This is a genomic window from uncultured Methanofollis sp. (genome assembly GCF_937919355.1).
In the GTDB taxonomy this organism is placed as follows: domain Archaea; phylum Halobacteriota; class Methanomicrobia; order Methanomicrobiales; family Methanofollaceae; genus Methanofollis.
This window is the reverse complement of the sequence record NZ_CALFSA010000198.1, coordinates 1-1,433: the sequence shown is the minus strand read 5'-3', so window position 1 is coordinate 1,433 and position 1,433 is coordinate 1. Positions and strand designations below refer to the sequence as shown.

At 60.8% G+C, this 1,433-nt stretch carries 1 protein-coding gene; it reads left to right on the top strand.

The window, feature by feature from the left end; genetic code table 11:
• Positions 1–741: 5'/3'-nucleotidase SurE (surE, locus tag Q0520_RS09715; protein WP_298669458.1), on the top strand; the 741-nt coding region annotated here is incomplete at its 5' end.
• Positions 742–1,433 lie beyond the last annotated feature (692 nt).

Sequence of the window (1,433 nt, the reverse complement as noted above, 5' to 3'; positions counted from 1 at the left end):
GTCTACTCCAACGGCATATGGGCGGCGTACAGGGCCCTCGCCGAGATCGCCGACGTGACGGTCGTCGCCCCGGCAACCCAGCAGAGCGCGGTCGGACGTTCCATCTCGATCTTCGAACCGATACGGGCGACGGAGATCATGGTGGACGGTGTCCGCGCCTATTCTGTCGGCGGCAAACCGACTGATGCGGTGATCATCGGGCTCTTCGCCCTCAAACTCCGGCCCGACCTGGTGGTGAGCGGCGTCAATATCGGCGAGAACCTCTCGTACGAGTCGATCATGACCTCCGGGACAGTGGGGGCGGCGATGGAGGCGTCGAACCAGGGTGTGCCCTCGATCGCCTTCTCCCTCCAGGTCTCCGACCAGGGGGACAAGTTCGACGACCCCCGCCATGTCGGGAACAGTTTCGACGACGCCGAACGGGTCGTCAGGGACGTCTGCGAGAAGATCCTCGCCCTCGGTTTCCCGGCGAGGACGGACGTCATCAACGTGAACATCCCCTCTCGCGTGACGGGTGGTTACGAGGTGACGCACCTGGCGCGCAAACTCTTCCACACCGGGGTGGAGAAACGCCTCGACCCGAGGGGGAGGCCGTACTTCTGGATCAACGGTCCCCTCGTGGAGGACGCGGAGGAAGGGACGGATGTCCACGCGATCAGGAAGGGAAACGTCTCCATCACACCGATCACCCTCGACTGCACGGCGGCGACCGGAAGCGGAGTCCGCGACCTCTTTGTGTAGAGGGCGGCCGGGACTCCCGTTCTTTTTTCCGGAGATTATCCCAGAACTGATCCAATCCCTCAGTCCCGTCAATGAAAATACTCGCATCTGGTTCTGAGAATCCTGTTCTTGTGCCTGTTCCGGGGTGAACCTGGCATGAATCCCCGGGGACTCAAGCATACACGATGAAGATTGTTCTGTGTGGTCTGCTGGTCAACGTGCCTTCCCACACGCTCGCGCCGGGGGCGCTGCCCCCGGACCCCGCACATTGCGATAGGGTCGGGAAGGCAGAGGGCGGACCGTTCACACGATGTCTCTCTCCCTTTCCTGAGAGGAGATGCGGACCCACCGCCTTCTCCCACCTCTCTACCAGGGGACTGACACCCCTGGAACTCGAAACCTTCGGTTTCTCGAGCTCGCTGACGCTCGCACAGCGAAGACTTCGTCTTCTCGACTCCCTTCGGTCGTCCCCCGAAATCGGGATTGTGCCGGGGAAGAGAGAACAGAGATCCTGATGAAGGAGATGGCCCTCGACCGAAGGGAGTCCGGGACACAGGAGATCGGAGATCTCCTGAGCAGGCACATCTTTGATGTGCCATGAGACGAAGTCTTCGAGGTGCGAACAAAGTGAGCATGAGAAGACGAAGTCTTCGAGGACCGAACAAAGTGAGCATGAGAAGACGAAGTCTTCGAGGACCGAACAAAGTGAGCAT